Annotated in this window: 18 protein-coding genes and 1 pseudogene; 15 read left to right on the plus strand and 4 right to left on the minus strand. The window is 70.7% G+C overall.

All coding sequences use genetic code 11. From position 1 onward, the window contains the following. Positions 1 to 5 precede the first annotated feature (5 nt). Together ABZ876_RS28790 and ABZ876_RS28795 are read right to left on the minus strand one after the other, a co-directional pair. On the minus strand, positions 6 to 689 hold the full coding sequence (locus ABZ876_RS28790; RefSeq protein ID WP_361787315.1) for a 4'-phosphopantetheinyl transferase superfamily protein: 684 nt from the start codon (positions 687 to 689) through the stop codon (positions 6 to 8). Then, positions 634 to 1,542 (minus strand): metallophosphoesterase, encoded by a 909-nt coding sequence (locus ABZ876_RS28795; protein ID WP_361787318.1) that lies wholly within the window; start codon positions 1,540 to 1,542, stop codon positions 634 to 636. Before ABZ876_RS28795 ends, ABZ876_RS28790 begins: the two co-directional genes overlap by 56 nt. A 338-nt stretch (positions 1,543 to 1,880) precedes the next feature. Between ABZ876_RS28795 and ABZ876_RS28800 the strand changes: the two genes are divergently transcribed. Together ABZ876_RS28800 and ABZ876_RS28805 are read left to right on the plus strand one after the other, a co-directional pair. Next, positions 1,881 to 3,008 carry an ATP-grasp domain-containing protein gene (locus tag ABZ876_RS28800; RefSeq protein WP_361787320.1) on the plus strand — a complete coding sequence of 376 codons (1,128 nt, stop codon included), beginning with the start codon at positions 1,881 to 1,883 and terminating at the stop codon, positions 3,006 to 3,008. Positions 3,009 to 3,154: 146 nt separating this feature from the next. After that, a complete protein-coding gene (locus tag ABZ876_RS28805) occupies positions 3,155 to 4,840 on the plus strand; it encodes a carbohydrate binding domain-containing protein (protein ID WP_361787323.1) in 1,686 nt (561 codons plus the stop codon). 46 nt (positions 4,841 to 4,886) lie between these two features. Here ABZ876_RS28805 and ABZ876_RS28810 read toward each other — a convergent pair whose 3' ends face one another. Further along, positions 4,887 to 6,227 carry a 6-phospho-beta-glucosidase gene (locus ABZ876_RS28810; RefSeq protein ID WP_361787326.1) on the minus strand — a complete coding sequence of 447 codons (1,341 nt, stop codon included), beginning with the start codon at positions 6,225 to 6,227 and terminating at the stop codon, positions 4,887 to 4,889. Between the two features lie 344 nt (positions 6,228 to 6,571). On the opposite strand from ABZ876_RS28810, the pseudogene ABZ876_RS28815 reads away from it, so the two are divergent. Both ABZ876_RS28815 and ABZ876_RS28820 read left to right on the plus strand, forming a co-directional pair. Further along, positions 6,572 to 6,932: pseudogene (locus ABZ876_RS28815) on the plus strand (histidinol-phosphatase); the annotation flags it as partial. Between the two features lie 253 nt (positions 6,933 to 7,185). Further along, the gene (locus ABZ876_RS28820) at positions 7,186 to 8,589 is read left to right on the plus strand and encodes a glycoside hydrolase family 16 protein (protein ID WP_361787329.1); all 1,404 of its coding nucleotides are present in this window, start codon (positions 7,186 to 7,188) and stop codon (positions 8,587 to 8,589) included. 78 nt (positions 8,590 to 8,667) lie between these two features. Here the strand turns inward: ABZ876_RS28820 and ABZ876_RS28825 are convergent, their stop codons facing one another. Then, on the minus strand, positions 8,668 to 9,555 hold the full coding sequence (locus ABZ876_RS28825) for an AraC family transcriptional regulator (RefSeq protein WP_361787332.1): 888 nt from the start codon (positions 9,553 to 9,555) through the stop codon (positions 8,668 to 8,670). 146 nt (positions 9,556 to 9,701) lie between these two features. On the opposite strand from ABZ876_RS28825, the gene tkt reads away from it, so the two are divergent. The 11 genes from tkt (at position 9,702) to ABZ876_RS28880 (ending at position 25,644) form a co-directional block, all read left to right on the plus strand. Next, positions 9,702 to 11,777 carry a transketolase gene (gene tkt / locus ABZ876_RS28830; RefSeq protein ID WP_361787335.1) on the plus strand — a complete coding sequence of 692 codons (2,076 nt, stop codon included), beginning with the start codon at positions 9,702 to 9,704 and terminating at the stop codon, positions 11,775 to 11,777. A gap of 19 nt (positions 11,778 to 11,796) precedes the next feature. Next, positions 11,797 to 12,942 (plus strand): transaldolase, encoded by a 1,146-nt coding sequence (tal, locus tag ABZ876_RS28835; RefSeq protein ID WP_361787338.1) that lies wholly within the window; start codon positions 11,797 to 11,799, stop codon positions 12,940 to 12,942. Further along, entirely contained in the window at positions 12,939 to 14,642 is a 1,704-nt protein-coding gene (gene zwf / locus ABZ876_RS28840; RefSeq protein WP_361787341.1) for a glucose-6-phosphate dehydrogenase, read from the plus strand. Before tal ends, zwf begins: the two co-directional genes overlap by 4 nt. After that, a complete protein-coding gene (gene opcA, locus ABZ876_RS28845) occupies positions 14,639 to 15,574 on the plus strand; it encodes a glucose-6-phosphate dehydrogenase assembly protein OpcA (protein ID WP_361787344.1) in 936 nt (311 codons plus the stop codon). Before zwf ends, opcA begins: the two co-directional genes overlap by 4 nt. Next, positions 15,567 to 17,216: a glucose-6-phosphate isomerase gene (gene pgi / locus ABZ876_RS28850; protein WP_361787347.1), complete on the plus strand. Its 1,650-nt coding sequence runs from the start codon at positions 15,567 to 15,569 to the stop codon at positions 17,214 to 17,216. Before opcA ends, pgi begins: the two co-directional genes overlap by 8 nt. 16 nt (positions 17,217 to 17,232) lie before the next feature. Next, positions 17,233 to 18,114: a phosphogluconate dehydrogenase (NAD(+)-dependent, decarboxylating) gene (gnd, locus tag ABZ876_RS28855; RefSeq protein ID WP_361787441.1), complete on the plus strand. Its 882-nt coding sequence runs from the start codon at positions 17,233 to 17,235 to the stop codon at positions 18,112 to 18,114. 6 nt (positions 18,115 to 18,120) lie between these two features. After that, positions 18,121 to 18,747, plus strand: a complete 627-nt coding sequence (locus tag ABZ876_RS28860; protein ID WP_361787350.1) for a histidine phosphatase family protein — start codon at positions 18,121 to 18,123, stop codon at positions 18,745 to 18,747. 61 nt (positions 18,748 to 18,808) lie between these two features. Next, on the plus strand, positions 18,809 to 19,264 hold the full coding sequence (locus ABZ876_RS28865; RefSeq protein WP_361787353.1) for a TerB family tellurite resistance protein: 456 nt from the start codon (positions 18,809 to 18,811) through the stop codon (positions 19,262 to 19,264). 346 nt (positions 19,265 to 19,610) lie between these two features. Then, complete coding sequence (locus ABZ876_RS28870; RefSeq protein WP_361787356.1) at positions 19,611 to 22,478, plus strand: peroxidase family protein; 2,868 nt, start codon at positions 19,611 to 19,613, stop codon at positions 22,476 to 22,478. Further along, positions 22,471 to 23,847: a hypothetical protein gene (locus tag ABZ876_RS28875; protein ID WP_361787359.1), complete on the plus strand. Its 1,377-nt coding sequence runs from the start codon at positions 22,471 to 22,473 to the stop codon at positions 23,845 to 23,847. The genes ABZ876_RS28870 and ABZ876_RS28875 overlap by 8 nt, the downstream gene beginning before the upstream one ends. Before the next feature lie 333 nt (positions 23,848 to 24,180). After that, the gene (locus tag ABZ876_RS28880) at positions 24,181 to 25,644 is read left to right on the plus strand and encodes a membrane-associated oxidoreductase (RefSeq protein ID WP_361787362.1); all 1,464 of its coding nucleotides are present in this window, start codon (positions 24,181 to 24,183) and stop codon (positions 25,642 to 25,644) included. Positions 25,645 to 25,741 lie beyond the last annotated feature (97 nt).

The raw sequence follows: 25,741 nt of genomic DNA on the forward strand, positions 1-25,741 counted from the left end.
GCGCGCTAGGGACGAGGTACGGCGATGGCTGTCGCGGCCAGCCCCCGCCCCGCCGTCCACCGGCCGTCGAAGATCTCCATGGGGTGGCCGTCGATCACCGGCCCCGGGACCAGCAGCCGCGCCCGGAAGCGGCCCGGCACACCGGGGGCGGGACCCGGGTCGATCTCTATGTCGGCCTGCTGGAAGTCGAGCCACTTCCCGGTCAGGGGGAACCACGCCTTGTAGACGGACTCCTTGGCGCTGAACAGCAGCCGGTCCCAGTGGACGGACGGGTGGCTGTGGGCGAGGGCCCGCAGCCGCGTCTGCTCGGTGGGCAGCGCGACCGCCTCCAGGACCCCCTCCGGGAGCCGGGCGTGCGGTTCCGCGTCGATGCCGAGCGAGACCAGGTCGCCGATGTGCGCCAGCGCGGCGGCGCAGTATCCCTCACAGTGCGTGATGCTGCCGATCAGCCCGTCCGGCCAGCCCGGTGCGCCACGCTCGCCGGGCAGGATGGGACGCGGCGCCACACCGAGCTTCTCCATGGCCTGTCGCGCGCAGCCGCGTGCGGCCCGGAACTCCCGGCGCCGCTTCTCGACGGCCCGCGCCACGACCGCCTCCTCCTCCGGGTAGAGGGGGACGCCGTCGCCGAGCGCGTCACGGCCGTGTGCCTCCACGACCGCGACCGACCCCGGGAGCAGCTCCTCGATCACCTGCTGGGACCTCCATCGGCAGTATGCGGCGCAGCTTTCCGGGCGGTGCCGCGCGGGGGCGCCATTCGCGGGGGTAGCCCACCGACACCTCTTCGAAGCGCACGCCGTCGTGGTGGGTGGTGCGCGGAATGTGCAGATGCCCGTAGACCATGCAGGCGACCCGGAAGCGGCGGTGCCAGTCGGCGGTGAGCCGGGTGCCGCACCACATGGCGAACTCGGGATGGCGCAGGATGTCCGTGGGGTGCCGGTCCAGGGGGTAGTGGTTCACCAGCACGGTGGGGAGATCGTCGGGGATCTCCTCGAGCCTGCGCTCGGTCTCGGCCACCCTGGCGCGGCACCAGGCCTCGCGGCTCGGATAGGGGTCGGGGTGCAGCAGATACTCGTCGGTGCACACGATCCCGGTGCCGTGGGCGTACTGAAGCCCCTGCTCCTTGGTCGTGCAGCCCTGCGGCAGGAACGAGTAGTCGTAGAGCAGGAAGAGCGGCGCGACGGCCACCGGACCGCCCGGCCCCTCCCAGACCGGGTAGGGGTCCTCGGGTGTGGTCACGCCCACTTCCCGGCACATGGCGACCAGGTGTGCGTAGCGCTCGACGCCCCGCAGCGTGACGGTGTCCCTCTGATGCGACCACAGCTCATGGTTGCCCGGCGCCCAGAGCACCTTGCGGAAGCGGCCGGCCAGCAGTTCCAGGGCCCAGCGGATGTCGGCGACGGTCTCGGCCACATCACCGGCCACGAGGAGCCAGTCCTGGTCCGTGGTGGGCCGCATGCGCTCGACGAGAGCGCGGTTCTCCGGATATCCGATGTGCAGGTCGCTGATGGCGAGCAGCTGTCCACGGCCGTCCGTCGACTCCACCCTCGCCCCTTTCGAGATCCGAACAGGAACACAAGAGCACACCGGGCCGCCGACGGACAAGAGCGACCCGCGAGGGCTGCGCGGGCGCCCCGGAAAACGGCTGGTTTCCTTCTGTCCACTGCCCGATCGCCCGGGAAACGGCCGGTCTCCGTCAGCCCGGGAAGCGGGGGGAATCCGTAATACGCGCGTAGCCCTGGGAGGGTCCGGGAGGCCCTATGATCGCCCCAACACGTCCGCCACGGACGCCTTTGCGCGTACGGCGGTTCGGTGTACCTCCCCTTCCCCTGGCCGGGCACGGCCTGCTCCGCCCTGCCCGCGAACCGTTAAAGGTGGCATGCATGGTCTCTCGCGTACGCGTCTGGCTCAACCGCACGTACGCGGAGAACGTGTTCTTCATGGATCAGCTGCGGAGAAATCCCAGCGACCGGGCCGTCGAGATCCATGCCACGCACGGCGACCCCGACTCACCGGTTCTGGCCGCGGCGGACACCGCCGACCTCGAGCCGGAGGGCCTGTCCCCGGCCGCGTACGTGGAGTACGCCCTCGATCAGTGCATGCGCCGCGGCATCGATGTGTTCGTGCCCCGGCTGCACCAGGAGGCGATCGTCGAGCACCGCACCGAGTTCGAGGCGGCCGGCACGGCGCTGCTGGCGCCGTCCGCCGAGGCGGTCGCGGTGTTCCGGGACAAGGTGACGGCGTATCAGGCCGTGCAGGCGATCGGCATTCCGGTGCCGCCGTGGTGGCGGGTCACGAACGAGGCCGAACTGGCTGCCGCCGTCGAGGAGTTGGAGGCCGGGGGCCACAAGGCGTGTTTCAAGCCGGCTTCGGGCGCGGGCGGGGTGGGGTTCCGTGTGATCACGCGCGCCCCCTTCTCGATGGTGCATCTGAGCGGCTTCCCGGGGCCTTATGTGCCGCTGGACCTGGTCGTCCGGGCGGTGCGCGAGGCCGAGGAGCCCGTCGACTGGCTGGTGATGCCGCGCCTGGAGCAGCCGGAGGTGTCGGTCGACTGCCTGACCGGGCCCGACCACCGGATCCGCATGGCGGTGGGCCGCACCAAGAACGGTCGCCGCCGGGGCTTCACGCTGCACGAGCAGTGGCTGGAGCCGGCCAGGCGCCTGGCGGAGGGCTTCGGACTGCTCCACCTCTCCAACATCCAGTTCCGGATGTACGGCGACGAGCCGGTGCTCCTCGACGTCAACACGCGCCCGGCGGGCGGTCTGCACCAGCTGGCGCTGTGCGGCGTCAACGCCCCGTGGGCGGCGGTTCAGTTGGCCCTCGGGGAGGATCCGGGCGAGGTGGTGCCGCCGTTCCTGGGCACCGACTACACGGTGGTGTCGGGGCCGCGGCCGCTTCGCTCCGTTTCGCTGCCGCGGCAGCGGGCCGACGAGCCGGAGCAGGCGCCGGTCGCGCCCACGGTGCCGGCCGGCCCGGTCGAGGTCGGCGCGGCACAGGCCCTGCCCCTGTAGGTGGCCTCCCTTCCTCCCTCCCGCACCGGTCTGGACCAATTCCGACGCCGGCCCTTGACACCGGGATTGGTCCATACCAACTTGGTTGCGCACCTTCCGCACTGGCCCTGCACTCCCGAACCCCACTTCGCCTTCAGGGAGATCACGTGCGCACACTCCTCAGACGTTCCAGACGTGCCTTCTTCGCCCTCGTCGGCTCCGCCGCCCTGGCGCTGGGCGGGGCGGTCGCCCTCCCCGGCACCGCCCAGGCGGCCAATATCCTGTCCAATCCCGGCTTCGAGTCGGGCAGCCTCTCCCCCTGGTCGTGCACCGGCAACCTCGGCTCGGTCGTCTCCAGCCCCGTCCACGGCGGTTCCAAGGCCCTTGCCGGCGCGGCGAGTTCGAGCGACAACGCACAGTGCAGCCAGACCGTCCAGGTCCAGCCGAACACGACGTACACCCTCAGCGGCTGGGTCCGCGGCAGCTATGTCTACCTCGGTGTGAACGGCGGCGCCTCGACCTGGACGACGTCCCCGTCGGCGTACAGCCGGCTGTCCGTCTCGTTCACCACCGGCGCCTCGCAGACCAGCGCCACGATCTACGTCCACGGCTGGTACGCGCAGGGCACGTACTACGCCGACGACATCAGCCTGGACGGGCCCGGCGGCGGTGGCGGCTCCGACACCCAGGCGCCGACCACGCCCACCGGCCTGACGTCCACCGGCAAGACCTCCTCGAGCGTGTCGCTGAAGTGGAACGCCTCGACGGACAACGTCGGCGTGGCCGCGTACGACGTCTACAGCGGCTCCAGCCAGGTACTGAGCGTCTCCGGCACGTCCGCGACGGTCGGCGGACTGTCGCCCAGTACCGGCTACACCTTCACGGTGAAGGCGCGGGACGCGGCCGGGAACACCTCCGGGGCCTCCGACTCCGTGTCGGTCACGACGGACGCGGGCAGCGGCGGCGGCTCCGGCTTCAAGCAGGCCGCGCCGTACCTGTACGAGGGCTGGGGCGACCCGCCGAACCCGAGCACGGTGATGAGCGCGACCGGCATCAAGTGGTTCACGATGGCGTTCGTGCTCGACTCGGGCGGCTGCACCCCCGCCTGGGACGGCAACCGCGCACTGACCGGCGGGGTCGACCAGACCGCCATCAACCAGATCCGCTCCGCCGGCGGTGACATCGTCCCGTCCTTCGGCGGCTGGCAGGGCAGCAAGCTCGGCGCCAACTGCTCCTCCGCGAGCGCGCTCGCCGGGGCTCTGCAGAAGGTGATCGACGCCTACTCCCTGAAGGCGATCGACATGGACATCGAGAACTCGGACGAGTTCGAGAACGAGGCCGTGCAGGCGAGGATCCTGACCGCCCTGAAGACGGTCAAGGCCAACAACCCGGGCCTGAAGACCATCGTCACCTTCGGCACCTCGACGACCGGCCCGACCTACTACGGCAACCGGCTGATCGAGCAGGCCCAGTCGCTCGGCGCGAACATCGACGTCTTCACCGTCATGCCGTTCGACTTCGGCGGCGGCTCGGACATGTACGGCAACACGGTGAACGCGGCCGAGGGCCTGAAGGCCAAGCTGAAGTCCACCTTCGGCTGGGACGACGCGACGGCCTACTCCCACATCGGCATCTCCGGCATGAACGGCCTGTCCGACCAGCAGGAGAACACCACCCCGGCGATCTGGACCCAGATCCGCGACTGGGCCAACTCGCACCACATCGCCCGGCTCGCCTTCTGGGCGGTCAACCGCGACCGGCCCTGCCCGGGAGGCGGCGTGGTCAGCAACTGCTCCGGCATCAGCCAGAACACCTGGCAGTTCACGTCCATCACCGCCGGCTTCACCGGCTGAGCGTCGGCGTGGGGGTGCCCGGACCGGCACCCCCACGCCGACACGGCTATGTGAGGTATCCGAGGCCGGGGTGGACGGCGGTGTAGCCGTCGACGAGCCGCCGGGCGACGTTGACCGAGTCGACGAGCGGATGGAGTGCGAACGCCTTCACCGCCGTCGCGCGTGAGCCGGACTCCGCTGCGGACAGCACCTCGCGCTCGACCGCCTTGACCGAACAGACCAGGCCGGTGGCGTGGCCGGGCAGCGGGTCCACCGCGACGGGGTGGGCGCCGTTGGCGTCCACCAGGCAGGGCACCTCGATGACCGCCTCGGGGTCCAGCACGGACAGGGTGCCGCGGTTGCGCACATCGAGGATCAGGGTGGTGCGCTCGTCGCGGGCGATGGCCCTCATCAGGGCGAGGGCCACCTTCTCGTAGCCGCCGGACAGGTCGTCGGCGTCGCGTTCGCCCGCGCCCGCGGTCTCCCGGTTCTCGGACATGTACGTCGCCTCGCGCTCGGCCCGCGTGCGATCCCAGGTCGCGAGGGCCGCGGCGTCCGGGCGCCTCATCTCCTCGTAGAACCGGGCCTGCTGGTCGCGCAGGAAGGCGCCGCGGGTCTTCTCGGCCTCCCGGTACGCGCGAACGGTCTCGCGGTTGAAGTAGTAGTAGTGCAGGTACTCGTTCGGGACCGCGCCGAGGGACCTGAGCCAGTCGGCGCCGAACAGCCTGCCCTCCTCGAACGAGCCGAGCAGGCCGGGGTCGGCGAGCAGCCGCGGCAGTTCGTCACGGCCCGCGACGCGCAGTGCGCGCACCCAGCCGAGGTGATTGAGGCCGACATAGTCGATGAAGGCCTCGCGTGGGTCGGCGACACCGAGCACACGGGCGATACGGCGGCCGAGCGCGACCGGGGAGTCGCAGATGCCGATGACGCGGTCGCCGAGGTGGCGGGACATGGCCTCGGTGACGAGGCCCGCGGGGTTGGTGAAGTTGATGACCCAGGCGTCGGGGGCGAGCCGGGCCACGCGCCGCGCGATGTCGGCGGCGACGGGCACGGTGCGCAGACCGTACGCGATGCCGCCCGCACCGACCGTCTCCTGACCGAGGACTCCTTCCGCGAGCGCCACCCGTTCGTCGTTCGCGCGTCCCTCCAGGCCGCCGACGCGGATCGCGGAGAAGACGAAGTCGGCGCCGCGCAGCGCCTCGTCGAGGTCGGTCGTGGTGGTCACCGCTGGGGCGTCCGGCACACCCTCGGCCTGTTCGGCCAGCACCCGCCCCACCGCGGACAGCCGCCCGGCCTCCACGTCGTGCAGCACGACACGGGTGACCCGGCCCTCGGCGCGGTCCCCGAGGAGCGCGCCGTACACGAGCGGCACCCGGAACCCGCCGCCGCCCAGAATCGTCAGCCTCACGCCTGCACCTCTCCTGCCACGATCACCCCGACGCCCGCCTCCGCGAGAAAGCACCGGGTCGCCGGGGCGACCGGCGCGTACCTCGTCACCATGCCGCCACTGGTTCTGGTCATCGATACTTCCATCCGCAAACCGGCCGCAGGCCGACACGCGAGGAGATACGCGCGGACCTCGTCACACCGCTGTGGGCAACGGCCATGGCACCCTGGCCGGACCACTGTGCCGCCATTGCCCTCGGAGAGCAGCGCGTCCCACAGTCCGCCTACGGTCGCCGTCGCCCAGTCGAAGCCGCGCCCGGTAGCCGTAGCCGGTCACCCCGACGTGGGTGCGGCTGAACTGGCCGGGCCACCCGTCCCAATCCCGAGGGAATCCTCCGCGTCCGGCGCACGTGGACGTGATCCGGGGTACGGTGCGCGGGCCCGTGTCCGACCGCGACACCTGGCGGGCACCCGACACCAAGATCGTCCAGACCAGGGACGTCAGCGGCCGCGAGGGGACCTACACCCTTCGCAGCCCGCTGACCGCGGGGAGCGAGTCCTTCTACGTCCGGCTGCGCGGCAGTGACGGCAACCGTCACGGTGCCGGTTACCTCGGCGCCTCCGTCGACCCGCACGGGCCCTTCCGCACACGCCCGGTGACGGCGACCCGTGGGCCGACACATGGTTCTACGCCAACCCCGCCTTCGTGGAGGTGACGGGCTCCTGACGGTGCGTCGGCTCCCGTGAGCCCGGGGAGCCTCGGCTCCCGTGAGCCACGGGGGCCGTTCGGGCGCCTTCCCCCCTTCGGCGTCTGAACTCCCTTGCCGCGAAAGGACTTTCTCGGCTTTACCTCTTGACGGCCGGAGTGACGGAGAGCACATTGGCGACGCGGTTGAGAGCGCTCTCACGACCGCAGCGCACCGGCCCCCTGCTCTCAGCCGCATGCGCACACCCCACACTCCGTACGAATGAGGCAGCACATGAAGGACACCTCCGGCATACCCCCGAGACGCCGGCCCCTGCGCCGCGTCCTCGTCGCCGTGCTCGGCACGATGGGTGTGGCCGTGGCCGCCGCCACGGCCGTGACCCTGCCCGCGAACGCCTCCGCACCCACTCCCCCGTCCGGCTGGACCCAGGTCTTTCTCGACGACTTCGACGGCGCGGCGGGCTCCGGCGTCGACACGGCCGACTGGCAGTACGACACCGGGACGTCCTACCCCGGCGGCCCCGCCAACTGGGGCACCGGCGAGGTCGAGACGATGACGTCCGGCACCGGCAACGTCTCCCTCGACGGCAACGGCAACCTGCTCATCACCCCACGCCGCGACGCCTCCGGCAACTGGACCTCGGGCCGCATCGAGACCAGGCGCACCGACTTCCAGCCCCCGGCCGGCGGCAGGCTGCGGGTCCAGGCCCGGATCCAGATGCCCAACGTGACGGGGTCCGCCGCCAAGGGTTACTGGCCCGCGTTCTGGATGCTGGGGGCGCCGTATCGGGGCAACTACCAGAACTGGCCGAGCGTCGGCGAACTGGACATCATGGAGAACGTCCAGGGCCTCAACACCGACTGGGCGACGATGCACTGCGGCAGCAGCCCGGGCGGTCCGTGCAACGAGACGTCCGGCATCGGCAGCTCCACCTCCTGTGGCGGCACGACATGTCAGGCGGGCTTCCACACCTACGCGATGGAGTGGGACCGCTCGACAAGCCCCGAAGAGATCCGTTTCTCCCTCGACGGCGTCACTTTCCACACCGTGAAGGCGAACCAGGTGGACGGGACGACCTGGTCGAACGCCACGAACCACGGCTTCTTCGTCATCCTGAACGTGGCCATGGGCGGCGGCTTCCCGGCCGCCTTCGGCGGCGGCCCGGACAGCGGCACCGAGCCCGGCCACCCGATGGTGGTCGACTATGTACAGGTGCTCCGGTCCTCCGACGGTGGGAGCGGTACCACACCGCCGCCGTCCGGCAACCGGGACGCCTACGGCGCGATCCAGGCCGAGTCGTACGACAGCCAGTCGGGCGTGGTCCCCGAGGCCGCCACGGACACCGGCGGCGGCCAGGACATCGGCTCGCTGGCGAACGGCGACTGGGCCCTGTACAAGGGCGTGAACTTCGGCTCCACGGCGGCCACCCAGTTCCGCGGCCGGGTCGCGAGCGGCGCGGCGAACGGAGTGAGCGGGCTGGTCGAGGTACGCCTCGACAGCCGTACGAACGCACCGGTCGGCAGCTTCGCGGTGGCCGACACGGGCGGCTGGCAGAGCTGGCGGACCGTGCCGGCGAACATCAGCGCGGTCACCGGCACGCACGACGTGTATCTCACCTTCACCAGCGGCCAGCCGAACGACTTCGTGAACGTGAACTGGTTCGACTTCGGTCACTGAGCACGCCGGCCGAAGGCACCGACGGACGGGCCGCGCGCCTGCCCGTCGAGGGGGCGGGCCGTGCGCTCGCCCCCTTCGTCATCTCAGCTCCGCCCGGAACGCCGCCGGTGGCGTGTCCGTGTGCTGATGGAAGAACTTGGAGAAGTTCGCCGCGTCGGGGAAACCGACGGCGGCACCCACGCGGCCGATGGGCAGGTCCGTGTGCGCGAGCAGACGCTTGGCCTCCAGGACCACCCGCTTGTCGATGAAGCCCTTGGGCGTCTCGCCGGTGGCGGCGCGGACGGCGCGCACCAGGGTGCGGCGGGAGTAGCCGAGGGCGTCGGCGTACGCACTGACGCTGTGGTTGGTGGCGAAGCCCTGCTCGACGGCGTCCCGGAACCGGGTGAAGGTGGTGTCGGCGTGATCGCGCGCCACCTCGGCCGAACTGGCCGCGAGGTGCCCGAGACGCAGCAGGAACGCGGTCAGGGAGTGGCGCAGCACCGCCGTGTGCAGGCTCAGGGGCAGGGTGGTGGTGTCCTCGTACTCGCGTTGAAGCTGGACCAGGGAGGCGCGGAGCCCGGCGAGCCCGTCCGCGTCGGGGTGCAGCAGCGGCGGCAGATCGTAGCGGTACAGGCCCGTGGCCTCCACCGTGGCGCGCGGCAGAAAACCGGGCTGCATGGTCAGCACGGTGCCGCGGTACTCGCTCGACCGGGAGAAGCGGTGGACCTGACCGGGGCGTATCCACAGAACGTCACCGGCGCGCGCCCGGTACTCGGCGAAGTCCACCATGTGCGACACGGGGCCGCCGTTGAAGAACATCACCACGTGGAAGTCGATGCGGTGGACGCGGTCCAGCGGCGCGTCCTCGTGCCAGGTGCGGCCGGGGCCCATGGGGCCCACCTGGATGCCGACGCCACAGACGCTCAGGTCGACGGGGAACTGGTACGTCCTGATCCCGTCACCTTCTTGCGTGGCTCTGTCCGCCATGTCCTTCTCGTGCCGCCTCGGTGCCGCTGCCGGTGTCCCACTTTCACCGAAGGCTGACACAGGAGCACCTTTCCCAGCAAAAGTCAGACTTTTAGGTTTGACGACGGCCCGCCAGTGATCATGTATCCAGTGAGGACTTCTTGAAGATGAGTGCGCAAAGCGCAGACGGCTTCGAATGGACCGACCTCGACCGGCGAGCCGTCGACACGGCCCGGATTCTGGCCGCAGACGCCGTACAGAAGGTCGGCAACGGCCACCCGGGCACCGCGATGAGCCTGGCACCCGCCGCGTACACGATCTTTCAAAAGGTGATGCGACATGACCCCGCGGACCCCGAGTGGACCGGCCGTGACCGCTTCGTCCTCTCCCCCGGGCACACCTCGCTGACCCTCTACACCCGGCTCTTCCTCGCCGGCTACGAGCTGGAGCTGGACGACCTGAAGGCGTTCCGCACGCACGGTTCCAAGACACCGGGTCACCCGGAGTACGGCCACACGGCCGGTGTCGAGACCACCACGGGCCCCCTGGGCCAGGGCGTCGCCAACGCGGTGGGCATGGCGATGGCCGCTCGCTACGAGCGCGGACTGTTCGACCCGGACGCCCCCGGGGGCACCTCCCCCTTCGACCACACGATCTGGGCGATCGTCTCCGACGGCGACCTGGAGGAGGGCATCTCCGCGGAGGCGTCCTCGCTCGCGGGCCACCAGAAGCTCGGCAACCTGGTGTTCCTCTACGACGACAACCACATCTCCATCGAGGGCGACACCGCGACGGCCTTCTCCGAGGACGTGCTGAGGCGGTACGAGGCCTACGGCTGGCACGTGCAGCGCATCGAACCGGCGGAGAACGGCGATGTCGACGTCCACGCGCTGTACGCAGCGCTCAAGGCGGCGCAGGCCGAGACCGAGCGCCCCTCGATCATCGCGATGCGCACGATCATCGCCTGGCCCGCCCCGAAGGCGCGGAACACCGAGGCCGCGCACGGTTCGGCACTGGGCGAGGACGAGGTCGCGGCCACCAAGCGGGTCCTCGGCTTCGACCCGGAGAAGACCTTCGAGGTGGCCGACGAGGTCCTCGCCCACGCCCGACGGGCCCTCGACCGCGGCGCCGAGGCGCACGCGGCCTGGGACAAGCGGATCGCCGAGTGGCGCGGCGCCCAGCCGGAGCGCGCGAAGCTGTTCGACCGTTTCGTGGCGGGTCAGCTGCCTCAGGGCTGGGAGGACGCACTGCCGGTGTTCGAGGAGGGCAAGGCGGTGGCCACCCGCGCCGCCTCCGGCAAGGTGCTCCAGGCCCTCGGCGCGATCATCCCCGAACTGTGGGGCGGCTCCGCCGACCTGGCCGGCTCCAACAACACCACCATCGACAAGAACAGCTCCTTCCTCCCGGCGGACAACCCGCTGCCGGAGGCGAACCCGTACGGGCGCACCATCCACTTCGGTATCCGCGAGCACTCCATGGCCGCGGAGATGAACGGCATCGCCCTGCACGGCAACACCCGCGTCTACGGCGGCACCTTCCTGGTGTTCTCCGACTACATGCGCAACGCGGTGCGTCTGTCGGCCCTGATGCAGCTCCCCGTCACCTATGTGTGGACCCATGACTCCATCGGCCTGGGCGAGGACGGCCCGACCCACCAGCCCGTCGAGCACCTGGCCGGCCTGCGCGCCATCCCGGGCCTGAACATGGTCCGCCCGGCCGACGCCAACGAGACCGCGATCGCCTGGGCGGAGATCCTCCGGCGCCACTCCACCGCCCCGGCCCCACACGGTCTCGCCCTCACGCGACAGGGAGTGCCGACGTACGCCCCGAACCCCGAGGCGGCCAAGGGCGGTTACATCCTGCGGGAGTCCTCCACCGGCACCCCGGACGTGATCCTGATCGCCACCGGTTCCGAGGTGCAGCCCGCCGTCGAGGCACGGGAACGGCTGGAGGCCGAAGGCGTGGGTACCCGGGTGGTGTCGATGCCGTCCGTGGAGTGGTTCGAGGAGCAGGACCAGGGGTACCGCGAGCATGTCCTTCCGCCGTCCGTGAAGGCGCGCGTGGCGGTCGAGGCGGGCATCGCGCTGACCTGGTACCGGTACGTCGGTGAGAGTGGACGCATCGTCTCCCTGGAGCACTTCGGCGCCTCCGCCGACGCCAAGACACTGTTCGCCGAGTACGGCTTCACGGCCGGGAACGTGGCCGCCGCCGCGCGGGAATCCCTCGCCGCAGCCCGCGGTTGATCCGATCGCACGAAAGAAGATGATCACAGTGACCGAAGCAACCGCAGCCGCGGGACCTTTGAGGCGCCTGTCCGACGCGGGCGTGTCGATCTGGCTGGACGACCTGTCCCGCAAGCGGATCGCCTCCGGCAACCTCGCCGAACTCCTCGCCACGAAACACGTGGTGGGCGTCACCACCAACCCGTCCATCTTCCAGGCCGCCATCGGCTCGGGCGAGGGGTACGAGGAGCAGCTGGCCGACCTGGCCGAGCGCGGCGTGACGGTCGAGGAGGCCGTCCGCATGATGACCACCGCCGACGTCCGCGCCGCCGCGGACATACTGCGGCCCGTGTACGAGGCGACGGACGGCCGGGACGGCCGGGTCTCCATCGAGGTCGACCCGCGCCTCGCCCACCGCACCCGGGCGACCGTCGCGGAGGCCAGGCAGCTCGCCTGGCTCGTCGACCGCCCCAATGTGATGATCAAGATCCCGGCGACCGAGGCCGGCCTGCCCGCCATCACCGAGGTCATCGGGCAGGGCATCAGTGTCAATGTCACGCTCATCTTCTCCCTGGAGCGCTACCGGCAGGTCATGGACGCCTACCTGGCCGGCCTGGAGAAGGCCAGGGCCGCCGGGCTCGACCTGTCCGCCATCCACTCCGTGGCCTCTTTCTTCGTCTCGCGCGTCGACAGCGAGATCGACAAGCGCCTGACGAAGGTGGGCACGGACGAGGCGCTCGCGCTCAGGGGCAGGGCGGCGCTCGCGAACGCACGGCTCGCCTACGAGGCGTACGAGGAGATCTTCGCCGGTGAGCGCTGGCGCGCCCTCGCCAAGGACGGGGCCACCAGGCAGCGCCCGTTGTGGGCCTCCACCGGAGTGAAGGACCCGGCGTACAAGGACACGCTGTACGTCGACGAACTGGTCGCGCCGGGCACGGTGAACACCATGCCGGAGGCGACCCTCGACGCCACCGCCGACCATGGCGACATCCAGGGCGACACGGTGACCGGCGGCTACGCCCGGGCCCGCGCCGACCTCGCCGCCGTGGAGCGGCTCGGGATCTCGTACGACGAGATCGTCAAGCAACTCGAGGACGAGGGCGTCGCCAAGTTCGAGGTGGCCTGGCAGGACCTGCTGGACGCCGTCACGGCTTCGCTGAAGAGCAAGGGGGTTGACGCGGAATGAGCAAGGAACGTCCCGAGACGAAGGGATCCGGGGCCGAGGAGAGGGCCGAGGGAACCACGGTGACGCAGACGGAGGCTCCGGGGGCCGGGGAGACCAGGGCCGCCGAGGCCCAGGCCTCCGACGCGGCCTCGAAGGTCGGCGCCGCGCCCGCCAAGGCCGGCCGGCCGGTCCCGGACTCCGCCTGGTGCAACCCCCTTCGTGACCCCCGCGACCGCAGGCTCCCCCGCATCGCCGGTCCCTCCGGTCTGGTCATCTTCGGCGTCACCGGTGACCTGTCCCGCAAGAAGCTGATGCCGGCCGTCTACGACCTCGCCAACCGCGGTCTGCTGCCGCCGGGTTTCTCGCTGGTCGGGTTCGCCCGGCGTGACTGGGCCGACCAGGACTTCGCCGAGGTCGTGCACGACGCCGTGCGCGAGCACGCCCGTACCGAGTTCCGCGAGGAGGTGTGGCAGCAGCTCGCCGAGGGGATGCGGTTCATCCCGGGTGACTTCGACGACGACACCGCCTTCAAGCAACTGCGGGCCGCCGTCGACGAGTTGGACGCCTCCCGGGGCACAGGCGGCAACTATGCGTTCTATCTCTCCGTGCCGCCGAAGTTCTTCCCGAAGGTGGTCCGGCAGCTGAAGAAGCACGGCCTCGCCGACGCGCCCGAGGGCTCCTGGCGGCGCGCCGTCATCGAGAAGCCGTTCGGGCACGACCTGGCGAGCGCCTGCGAGCTCAACGCGATCGTGCACGACGTGTTCGAGCCCGACCAGGTCTTCCGCATCGACCACTACCTGGGCAAGGAGACCGTCCAGAACATCCTGGCGCTGCGCTTCGCCAACCAGATGTACGAGCCGATCTGGAACAGGTCGTACGTCGACCACGTCCAGATCACGATGGCGGAGGACATCGGCATCGGCGGCCGGGCCGGCTACTACGACGGTATCGGCGCCGCCCGTGACGTCATCCAGAACCACCTGCTCCAGCTGATGGCGCTCACCGCCATGGAGGAGCCCATCGCCTTCGACGCCGAGGCGCTGCTCACCGAGAAGCTGAAGGTCCTCAAGTCGGTGAAGCTGCCGGAGGACCTCGGCCGGCACACCGTGCGCGGGCAGTACACGGCCGGCTGGCAGGGCGGCGAGAAGGTCGTCGGGTACCTCCAGGAGGAGGGCATCGACCCGCAGTCGAAGACCGACACCTACGCCGCGGTCAAGCTGGAGGTCGACAACCGCCGCTGGGCGGGCGTCCCCTTCTATCTGCGCACCGGCAAGCGGCTGGGACGCCGGGTCACCGAGATCGCGGTCGTCTTCCAGCGCGCCCCGCACTCCCCGTTCGACACCACCGCCACCGAGGAACTCGGGCAGAACGCGATCGTCATCCGCGTCCAGCCCGACGAGGGCATGACCGTGCGCTTCGGTTCCAAGGTGCCGGGTACGTCGATGGAGATCCGGGACGTCTCCATGGACTTCGCCTACGGCGAGTCGTTCACGGAGTCCAGCCCGGAGGCGTACGAACGGCTGATCCTGGACGTACTGCTCGGTGACGCCAACCTGTTCCCCCGTACCGAGGAGGTGGAGGAGTCCTGGAAGATCCTCGACCCGATCGAGGAGTACTGGGCCGCGCACGGCAAGCCCGCCCAGTACCCGGCGGGTACCTGGGGTCCCCGAGAAGCCGACGAGATGCTCGCACGAGACGGACGGAGCTGGCGCAGGCCATGAGGATCGATCTGACCGACACCACGTCAAGCAAGATCAACAAGGCGCTGGTGCAGGGCCGCCGGGCCATCGGCACCCCCGCCGTGGGCATGGTCCTGACCATGGTCATCGTGACCGACGAGGAGAACGCCTACGACTCGGTCAAGGCCGCCGAGGACGCGTCGCGGGAGCACCCCTCCCGCACCCTGGTCGTCATCAAGCGGCACGCCCGCACCCCCCGGGACCGCACCGCCTCCCGGCTCGACGCCGAGATCCGGGTGGGCGCGGACGCGGGCACCGGCGAGACGGTCGTACTGCGGCTGTACGGCGAGGTGTCCGACCACGCCGACTCGGTGGCCCTGCCGCTGCTCCTGCCGGACGCACCGGTAGTCGTGTGGTGGCCGGTGGACGCGCCGGACAACCCGTCCAAGGACCCTCTGGGCGCCCTCGCCCAGCGCCGGATCACCGACATGTACGCCGTCGAGCACCCGCTCGACGCCCTGAAGGCCCGGGTCTCCGCCTACGCCCCGGGCGACACCGATTTGGCGTGGACACGACTAACGCCGTGGCGGTCCATGCTGGCCGCGGCGCTCGACCAGGCCCGTACGAAGGTGACCTACGCGGCCATCGAGAGCGAGGCCGAGAACCCAAGCGCCGAACTGCTGGCCCGCTGGCTGGGCGTCCGGCTCCAGGTGCCGGTGGAGCGGATCGTCACCGGCGGACCGGTCATCACTGCGGTGCGGCTGGGCACCGAGAAGGGCGAGATCGTCATCGACCGCCCCGAGGGCCCGCTGGCCACCCTGACCCTGCCGGGCCAGCCCCCGCGCACCCTCGCGCTGAAGGTGCGCCCCACCTCCGAACTGATCGCCGAGGAACTGCGCCGCCTCGACGCGGACGAGATGTACGCCATCGCCCTGCGCGGCCAGGGCACCAAGGAGAACGCCGGCCATGTCTGACAGCCCCAGGCTCACCCGACGCCCCCAGTGGACGGCCCTGGAGGACCACCGTGCGGGCCCGCTGCTCCACCCCGACCTGCGCGAGTTCTTCGACCGGGACCCCGGGCGGGCCGAGCGCTACACCGTGCGCGTCGGCGACCTGCTCGTCGACTACTCCAAGCACCTGATCACCGACGAGACCCTCGCCCTGCTCCAGGAACTGGCCGCCGCCACCGATGTGTTCGGTCTCAGGGACGCCATGTTCCGCGGCGAGAAGATCAACGTCACCGAGGGCCGGGCCGTCCTGCACACCGCGCTGCGCGCCCCGCGGGACGCCGTGATCGAGGTCGACGGCGAGAACGTGGTGCCCAAGGTCCACGCGGTCCTCGACAAGATGACCGACTTCGCCGACCGGGTCCGCTCGGGCCAGTGGACCGGCCACACCGGCAAGCGCATCAAGAACGTCGTCAACATCGGCATCGGCGGCTCGGACCTCGGTCCCGCGATGGCGTACGAGGCGCTGCGCCCCTACACCGCACGGGAGTTGACGTTCCGGTTCGTCTCCAATGTGGACGGCGCGGATCTGCACGAGGCGGTACGGGACCTGGACCCGGCGGAGACGCTGTTCATCGTCGCGTCGAAGACGTTCACCACGATCGAGACGATCACGAACGCGACCTCGGCCCGCTCCTGGCTGCTCACGGCCATGGACGGCGACGAGAAGGCGGTCGCCCGGCACTTCGTGGCGCTGTCGACGAACGCCGGCAAGGTCACCGAGTTCGGCATCGACCCGGACAACATGTTCGAGTTCTGGGACTGGGTCGGCGGCCGTTACTCCTACGACTCGGCGATCGGCCTCTCCCTGGTGATCGCCATCGGCCCGGAGCGGTTCCGGGAGATGCTGGCGGGCTTCCGCCTCGTCGACGAGCACTTCCGAAACGCCCCCGCCGAGGCCAACGCCCCGCTGCTGCTGGGTCTGCTGGGCATCTGGTACGACGACTTCTTCGACGCCCAGACCCACGCGGTGCTGCCCTACAGCCACTACCTGTCCAAGTTCACCGCCTATCTCCAGCAGCTGGACATGGAGTCCAACGGCAAGTCGGTGGACCGCGAGGGGCATCCGGTGGAGTGGCAGACCGGGCCGGTGGTGTGGGGCACCCCCGGCACGAACGGCCAGCACGCCTACTACCAGCTCATCCACCAGGGCACCAAGCTCATTCCGGCGGACTTCATCGGTTTCGCCCGGCCCGTGGACGAACTGAGCCGGGAACTCAAGGGCCAGCACGACCTGCTGATGGCCAACTTCTTCGCCCAGACCCAGGCGCTCGCCTTCGGCAAGACCAGCGAGGAGGTACGGGCGGAGGGGGTGCCCGAGGAGCAGGTGCCGCACCGCACCTTCAAGGGCAACCGCCCCACCACCACGATCCTCGCCACCGAGCCGACCCCCTCGGTCCTCGGCCAGCTCATCGCCCTCTACGAGCACAAGGTGTTCGTCCAGGGCGCCGTCTGGAACATCGACTCCTTCGACCAGTGGGGTGTCGAGCTGGGCAAGGTCCTCGCCAAGCGTGTCGAACCCGCCCTGACCGAGGGCGCCGAGGTGCCGAGCCTCGACCCCTCCACCGCCGCCCTGGTGGCCGCCTACCGCACGCTCAGGAAGAAGTGAGACTGACATGACACAGATGCAGCTGGGCCTCATCGGCCTCGGCAAGATGGGCGGCAACATGCGCGAGCGGATCCGCCGCGCGGGCCATACCGTCGTCGGCTACGACCGCAACCCCGAGCTCTCGGACGTCAAGGACCTGGCCGAACTGGTCGAGACCCTTCAGGCCCCGCGCGTGGTCTGGGTGATGGTCCCGGCCGGCGGCCCCACCCAGTCCGTCATCGACGAGCTGAAGGACCTGCTGTCCCCCGGTGACGTCGTGGTCGACGGCGGCAACTCCCGCTGGACGGACGACGAGAAGCACGCCACCGAGCTCGGCATCAAGGGCATCGGCTTCGTCGACGCGGGCGTCTCCGGCGGTGTGTGGGGCCTGGAGAACGGCTACGCGCTGATGGTCGGCGGCGACAAGGAGCATGTCGAACGCCTTCAGCCGGTCTTCGACGCGCTCAAGCCCGAAGGCCCGTACGGATACGTCCACGCCGGCCGGGTCGGGGCCGGGCACTTCTCGAAGATGGTCCACAACGGCATCGAGTACGCGATGATGCAGGCCTACGCCGAGGGCTGGGAGCTGCTGGAGAAGGTCAAGTCGGTGGACCACGTCCGCGAGGTCTTCCGCTCCTGGCAGGAGGGCACGGTCATCCGCTCCTGGCTGCTGGACCTCGCGGTCAACGCCCTCGACGAGGACGAGCACCTGGAGAAGCTGCGCGGCTACGCCGAGGACTCCGGCGAGGGCCGCTGGACCGTGGAGGCCGCCATCGACCACGCGGTGCCGCTGCCGGCGATCACGGCGTCGCTGTTCGCGCGGTTCAGCTCGCGGCAGGACGACTCACCGCAGATGAAGATGATCGCGGCGCTGCGGAACCAGTTCGGCGGCCACGCCGTCGAGTCGACGAAGGAGTAACGAGCCGTGGGCGACCTCCTGCTGGTCCGCCACGGCGAAACCGAGTGGAGCCGCTCGGGACAGCACACCAGCTGGACCGACCTCCCGCTCACCCAGCGGGGCGAGGAACAGGCCAAGTCCCTCGCCCCGCTGCTCGCCGGACGCACCTTCACTCTGGCCCTCACCAGCACGCTCGGCCGGGCGAGACGCACGGCGGAACTCGCCGGGCTGTCCGGCGCCGTTCCGGAGGCCGGTCTCCAGGAGTGGGACTACGGCGGCTACGAGGGCATCACCACGGCCGAGATCCACCGCTCCCGGCCCGACTGGTGCCTGTGGACCGACGGGGTGCCGCCCGGACCGGACGGCCATCCGGGTGAGTCGCCCGACGACGTGGCGGCGCGCGCCGACCGGGTGCTGGCCCGTATCGCCCCCGCCCTCGCCGAGGGCGATGTGATACTTGTGGCCCACGGTCACTTCCTGCGCGTCCTGGCCGCCCGGCACCTGGGCCTGTCGGCCGCCGAGGGGCGGCTGCTGCGACTGGAGACGGCGTCGGTCGGCCGGCTCTCCACCGAGCACGGCCGGCCCGTGATCGCGGAATGGAACGCCACCGGAACTTCCGCGGCCTCCCGTCAGTTTCCTTCCACGTTGCTGTAATAGCGCGAGGCCCCGGCCCGTCCACCGGGACGGGCCGGCCTCGATGACGTAGGGAGTTCCCATGGCCCTGTGGGACCGCATCAAGGAATCCGCCTCGACGATGCAGACCCAGCTCGTGGCGAAGAAGAACGATCTCAAGAGCGGCGCGTTCCGCGACGCGAGCATGGCCATGTGCGCGCTCGTGGCCGCGGCGGACGGAACCGTGGACCCCTCGGAGCGCCAGCGGGTGGCCCAGCTCATCGCCACCAACGAGGTGTTGCAGAACTTCCCGGCCGACGACCTGCGGCGCCGCTTCGAGGACAATCTGAACAAGCTGACCGCGGACTTCGCCTTCGGCAAGGTCAGCGTGCTTCAGGAGATCGGCAAGGCGAAGAAGAAGCCCGCCGAGGCCCGCGCAGTGATCCAGATCGGCATCGTCATCGGGGGCGCCGACGGGAACTTCGACAAGGACGAGCAGGCGGTGGTCCGGGAGGCGTGCTTCGCGCTCGACCTGCCGCCGCACGAGTTCGACCTCTAGGCCCCTCCGGCCTCTCCCCGGCCCGGGTCACCCGCACCGCGGCACTCGCCGCGTCCGCACGCGGGGTGGCCCGGGCCTTGTCGTCGACGAGGACCAGTCACTTCTCGGCCAACCTCGCCCCGAGCCTCGTGGTGTTGCTGGGAGCGGAGGAGAAGGCGAGGTCCGCCCGGCTTCCGAACTGGCATCCGGCCACCACCGTGACAAGCACATACACCGCTGTTCGCCGCAATGTTCGTAGACGCGAAGAGACCGCGCACATCGGCGGGAACCACAGCTGTGGGCACACCCCGCAGGGCCGATAACGTGCTGGCTCCCTGGGCAGGTCTCCGCACGAAGGAAACGACCGATGGCCGAAGGCGGGCAGCAGCACGATCAGCGGTACGAGCGATACCAAGGCGGCAGTCCCGAGGCGGAACGGCTGGTGTTCGAGCGCCTGGCCAAGGAGCTGATGGCGGTCCAGATACGCAACGGCCGAGCCTTCGGCGGCGGGGTGGCGCGCGCCTTCCACGCCAAGGCGCCGCTCGCGGTGGAGAACGGCCGGCTGCGCTTCCATGACGACCTGCCCGCCGATCTGCGGGTCGGGTTCGCCCGGCCGGGGGCCGAGTATCCGGCGATCGTGCGGCTGTCCAACGCGAGCGGTATCCGGCAGGGTGACGGGACGCCCGACCTGCGCGGGGCGGCCGTGCGGGTGCGGGTGGCGGAGCGGGAGAGCCACGATCTGCTCGCGACCAGCCACCCGGTCTCGCACGCCCGCGACGCACGGGAGTTCGTGGCGTTCGCCAAGGCGATGGCGGGGGCCCGCACCCCGCTGCAAAAGGCGTTCGGGCTGTTCGTGAAGCTGCCGCTCGCGGTGGGCCTCGGCACCGCGAACCGTATGCGCCGCACCGTCCGCGCCGCCACTCGGCGCACGGTCACCTCCCTGGCCACCGAGACCTACTTCAGCCGGGGGGCGGTCCTGTGGGGCGCCGCCGGGCCGGTGCGCTATCTGCTGCGGCCGGCGCCGGGCACCGCGCCCGCGCTTGCGCCCGACCGCAAGGACCCCGAGTTCCTGCACCGTGAGATCGCGCAGCGGCTGGCGAGGACGGACGTCGTCTTCGAGCTGTGCGTCCAGCGGTTCGTGGACGAGCGGCGCACACCGGTCGAGGACGCCTCGGTGGAGTGGACGCACGCGCCGGCCGTAGCCGTCGCACGGCTGACCGTTCCCCGTCAGGACGTGGACGAGGCCCGGGCCCGGGCCGCCGCCGACCGCGTCGACGCGCTCTCCTTCAACCCCTGGTACACCACGGACGAGTTCCGCCCGCTCGGCAACATCAACCGTGCCCGCAAGGCCGCCTACCGGGCGAGCAGCGCCCACCGGCAGGGGATCGCTTTCGTGACCCCGGAGCCGCTGCGCAACCGGCTCCTGGCACCGCCGGCCAGCGCGGCCTTCGGGTTGCTGAACCGCTATGTGCCCTGGCACCGGCTGCCGTTGCCGCTGAGCCTGCTGAACCTGGTGTTCCTGCGCAGGACGCTGCGCCGGCGCAACCTGATCGACACCGAACCCGGCGAGGCCCCGCCGAAGGCCCAGCCGGTGCCGGGGCCGCCTCCCGAGCGGCTGCGCACGGAGCGGTCGTACGACGGCAGCTACGGCGATCTGTCCGCCCCCCGCATGGGAGCGGTGGGCGCCGCCTTCGGCCGCAATCTGAAGCCCGACTACCGGCCCGAACTCTTCGACACCCCGAATCCGGTCGCGGTCAGCCGCGCGCTGCTGCACCGGGACCGGTTCCTGCCGGCGACCTCGCTGAACGTCCTCGCGGCCGCCTGGATCCAGTTCCAGGTGCACGACTGGGTCAACCACCGCCGCCACGCGCCCGGCGGCCGGTCCGTCGAGGTGCCGCTGCCGCCGGGCAGCGCGCCCTGGCACAACACCCCCGGCGGGCCCGCCGAGCAGGTGATGCGGTTCGCCGACAACGTGGGCCTCGAGGTTCCCGGGGGCGGTCCCCCGGTCCTGTTCGGCAACACCGTCTCGCACTGGTGGGACGGTTCCGAGGTGTACGGCGGGGACGAGCGGACCGCCCGTCTGCTGCGCGAGCCCGACGGCGGGGCCGGGCTGCGTCTGGAGGACGGCCACCTCCCGGTCGGTCCCCAGGGCATCCCGCTCACCGGCTTCCAGGACAACTGGTGGATGGGTCTGAGCGCGATGCACACGCTGTTCGCGCGGGAGCACAACGCCGTCTGCGAGGCACTGCGCGCCCAGTACCCGTCGATGGGCGAGGAGCGTGTCCACCAGACCGCGCGGCTGGTGGTCTCGGCGCTGATCGCCAAGATCCACACGGTGGAGTGGACACCGGCGATCCTCGCCACGGAGGCCATCGACCTCGCGCTGAGGACCAACTGGCAGGGCCCGCCCAGGAACTGGCTCGACCAGCTCGGCCTGTGGCTGTTCGAGGCGCACTCCCTCAAGGGCATCCCGCGGACGCTGCCGGACCACCACACCGCGCCGTACTCGCTGACCGAGGACTTCGTCACCGTCTATCGCATGCACCCGCTGATCCCCGACGACTTCGAGCTGTGCGAGCACCACTTCGGGCAGCGGCTGGAGACGGTCGCCTTCGCGGACATCCAGGGCGGCGCGGCCGAGCCGCGGATCCGCAAGACGGGCCTGGCGAACACGCTGTACTCGTTCGGGATCGCCCACCCGGGCGCCATCACCCTGCACAACTTCCCGCGCGCGCTCCGGCACTTCGAGCGCGACGGCGAGATCATCGACCTTTCAGTGGTCGACCTGGTGCGCACCCGGCGCCGCGGGGTGCCACGCTACAACGACTTCCGCGCGGGTCTGCACAAGCGGCGCATCCGCTCCTTCGAGGAACTCACCGACAGCGCCGAGACGTTGACACGGCTGAAGGAGGTGTACCGCTCGGTCGACGAGATCGACACGGTGGTGGGCCTGTTCGCGGAGAACCCGCCGACCGGCTTCGGGTTCAGCGACACCGCGTTTCGCGTCTTCGTCCTGATGGCCAGCCGCCGGTTGCAGTCGGACCGCTTCCTGACCGTCGACTACCGGCCCGAGGTGTACACCCCGCTGGGCATCGACTGGGTGGAGAAGGGCGGTATGAAGTCCGTGATCCTGCGGCACTGCCCGGAGCTCGCGGCGCTGCTGCCGCGAGAGGCGAGCGCGTTCGCGCCCTGGCGGACGGTTCGGCCGACGGCGGACGGAGGCTCGGATGGCTGACGACGCCCGCGGTCTGCGGGACCTCTTCACCCGGCCGCTGCTGGAGACGGTCTGGCACCGCCGTACCCATCGCGTCGGCCGGGGCGCCACGGTGTCCGCCGGGTCCATGACCTACCGCTCGCCGCACGCCCCGCAACCTCTGTCGGAGCTGGAGGAGGCGGTGCTGATCGCGATGACCGGCTCCACCGGGCTGACCATGCCCGACCGGCCCTTCGAGGACCCGCGGAACGGGACGCCGATCATGGCCAAGCCCAATCTCAGGATGACGGGGCGGACGGCGGGCAGCCCGGACAACGCGCAGGGCACCCACTTCTTCATGATCAACGACACGGGTACCTACTTCCTGCGCCCGCTGCCCCCGGCGCCGCAGGAGCCGTTCGACGCCGGGACGCTGGTGGCCCGGGCGCGCCGGGCCAAGGTGCGGGTGCTCGACCACCGCCTCGACGTCGCAGAGGGAATGCGCGACTTCCCGGCGTACCTGGACTCCAACCGGTTCCTGTCCAACCTGCCGGGCAGCACCGTCTTCTTCCCGGTGGTCGATCTGTCGCACCAGTACATCAACGCCCTGATGTATCTGCTCACCCAGCCGGACGGGGCCCGGCCCACACTGGTCGACGACAGGAACTTCTACCGCCCGGCCGGGGTGCGGAAGTGGATCTCGAACGGGTTCCTGGACAAGGACCTGAAGCTGCCGCTGGGCGCGCTCGGCCCGATGCGCACCCAGATCGAGGCGGACCTGCTGCTCCAGAACCTGATGCTGACGGCCGAGGCGATGGGCCTAGGCGCCTGGATCCACGCCTCCCTCAATCCGCAGATCGCCCTGGGCGACCCGAAGTTCTCGCGGACATACGGCAGAATGCTCGGCTTCACGTTCGTGACCCCGCGCTGGCGCCTCGCCGACATCTGGCGCTGGCACGTCCCGCTGCCGCGGTACGCGACGCTGCGCGCGCACCCGGTCGGCCTGACCTCGCCCGACGGCGAGCCGCTGATCGCGGCCGCCTGCCCGCCGGCGTACGCCTCCATGGCGGACGCCGTGGACGCGGTGGTCAGGTCGAAGTTCGGCCCGGACGGCACCTACACCGACAAGGACGTCTTCACCCGCATCTACAAGGACGACTACGGCCAGCGCTATCTGGCCGAGGCCCGTGAGTACGACGAGCGGGTCGTCGACTGCGCCAGGGACATCTGTGCGTACGTCCTCACGACACACGGCCGTTTCCCCGCGCACACCGACGCCCTTCACGTCCCGGGCATCTGGCTCCAGGCCCATCACGTGGAGGGCGAGTACTACGAGCGGTACTTCCGGCACGGCCTGACGGAGGCACACCGGCGGCACGCCGAGCTGTGGGACGGGAACGGGACGGGGTGACCGACCGGCGCGAACCATGGTGGTCTAGACCTTGAAACCGGCCCGCCCTGCCGTCACCATGGCCGATCATGACCGTGTCCGTCCCCGCGCCCGCCCACCGCTGCCCGGGCCGGCCGGCACCGCCTTCGGCGTGCGCCCCCCGCTGCTGGTCGCCACGGTGGTCGGCCTGGGCTGCGCCGCCCCCTCATCGCCGTACCCCCGATCCGCCGACTGCGCCCGTCCCCCGGCACGAGTCCCCGCCCCCGCGCGCTCGCCGCACCCAGCGATGGGCTGGATATGCGGGCCGAAAACGGTAGTTGACACTCCGTCGGGGGCAGGCCAGAGTCCCGGCTGATGGAGATCAACGACCTGACGCCCGCCGAGCTGCGCATATGGCGGGCCTTTCCCCGTGGGGAGTCCGTGGACTTCCGTACGCACGAGAACGACGATCCGGCGACGGGAGCCGACTGGGGCCCGGAGCGGACGGTGCGCGCCTCGGTGCTGAAGGCGCTGCTGATCAGCGCCCCTCAGGAAGAGGGCGAGGTCGCCGCCCTCAGGGTCACCGGCGCCCGTGTCACGGAGTCGCTGAACCTCGCCTACGGCGTGGTCGACCACGCCGTCCGGCTGATTCACTGTCACTTCGACGAGTCACCCGACCTGCACGGCTCCCGGCTGCGCCAGCTCAGTCTGCGCGGCTCCGTGCTCCCCTCCCTCGTCTGCGGCAGCTCCAGGATCGACGGCCCCCTCAGACTGAGCGGCTGCCGAGTGCGGGGCGCCGTACGCCTGGGCGGCACCCAGATCGCGGGCGCACTCTTCCTGGACGGCGCCGAACTCATCGCGCCGGACGCGGCGGAACCCGTGCTCAAGCTCAACCGGGCCGCGATCGGCGACGACCTGTGGGCGCCCGGCCTGCGGGTGCACGGCGAGACCCGGCTCACCGGCGCGACGGTGGCCGGCGCGGTCAACCTCGAGGGCACCGAGTTCACCAACCCCGGCGGCACGGCCCTGAACGCGGAGTCGCTGGACGCGAACGCCGATGTCCGGGCCCGTCGTCTGCGGGCACGCGGCCGTGTGGAGTTCCGCGGCGCGCGCATAGCGGGCCGGCTCGACCTGTCGCGCTCACATCTGTCCGACCCCGGCGGCACGGCCCTGCGCGCGAGCAGTTGTGTGATGGGGGAACTCTGGCTGTACCGGAGCGAACCCCTCGAGGGCATCCTCAATCTGCGCCGCTCCCGCATCGACGTGCTGAGCTTCGCACCGGAGGTGCTGCCAGACGAGGTGCTGATGAACAACCTCACCTACGTCACGCTGAACGCGCACGAGCCCGCCGAGCGCCGGCTGCCCATGGTCGAGCGCGACGGGGACGGTTATGTCCCGCACGCCTACGAGCAGCTGACCGCCGCGTACCGCCGCGTCGGCGACGACCGTGCGGCACGCCGGGTCCAGCTCGCCAAGCAGCGCCGGCACCGGACCACGCTCCCCTGGTACGGGCGTGCCTGGGGGCACATGCAGGATGTCACCGTGGGCTACGGATTCCGTCCGCTGCGGGCCGCGGTCTGGCTGCTGTCGCTTCTGGCGGTCGGCTCGGTCGTGTACGCCCAGCACCACCCCCGTCCGATCAAGGTGTCGGAGGCGCCGGACTTCAACCCGGTGTTCTACACGCTCGACCTGCTGCTGCCGGTGATCTCCTTCGGACAGGAGAGCGCCTTCGCCCCGGCCGGCTGGTGCCAGGCGCTGTCGTACGCCCTCATCGTCACCGGTTGGGTCCTCGCGACGACGGTCGTCACCGGCGTCACCCGGACCGTCAGCCGCTCATAAGCCTCCCGCAGCAGTCCCGGGAGCGGCGTGGGCCTCTTGCCGAGACGTCCGGGAACGGGCGGGCTTCTACAATCGCGGGCACCCGCCAGACCACGTG

This window comes from Streptomyces sp. NPDC046931, from assembly GCF_040644655.1.
Taxonomy (GTDB): Bacteria; Actinomycetota; Actinomycetes; order Streptomycetales; family Streptomycetaceae; genus Streptomyces.